Source organism: Halobellus sp. Atlit-38R, from assembly GCF_003665925.1.
GTDB classification, from domain to species: domain Archaea; phylum Halobacteriota; class Halobacteria; order Halobacteriales; family Haloferacaceae; genus Haloquadratum; species Haloquadratum inordinatus.
Genome location: NZ_QXIJ01000296.1, coordinates 1 through 471, shown reverse-complemented (window position 1 = coordinate 471; position 471 = coordinate 1). Strand labels below are relative to the sequence as shown.

The window sequence follows — 471 nt, the reverse complement described above, 5'->3', positions numbered from 1 at the left end:
TCAGCGTCCCCTCGGTGCCGTATTTCTCGAATCCCGGTAGTTCTGACCCCCACACGTCGAAGCTCGTCAGGAGCGTCCCCGTCGCGCCGCTTTCGAAGGTCACGACGGCCGTCTCGTGGGTCGGCACCGACACCGGAATGCGCTCGCCGCGGCGCGGTTCACTCGTTATCTCGCGCTCTGCGAACGGCGTGTTCGCGGTCCCGGCGACCGACCGAATCGGGCCGAGGAGCGTCACGAGCGACGTGAGATAGTACGGCCCCATGTCGAAAAGCGGACCGCCGCCTTCCGCGTAGAAGCCGTCGGGGTCCGGGTGCCAGTGCTCGTGGCCGTGGTTCGACCAGAACGCCGTCGCGCCGACGGGGTCGCCGATGCGGCCCTCGTCGATGAGGTCGCGACAGGTCTGGATTCCGGTGCCGAGAACGGTGTCGGGCGCGACGCCGACGGTCAGTCCGCGCTCGTCGGCGGTCTCCA

1 protein-coding gene is annotated in these 471 nt (G+C 68.8%); it reads right to left on the bottom strand.

The annotated features are described in order from the left end of the window. On the bottom strand, window positions 1-471 hold a 471-nt coding region (locus D3D02_RS19465; protein WP_147435774.1), incomplete at both ends, for a Gfo/Idh/MocA family protein.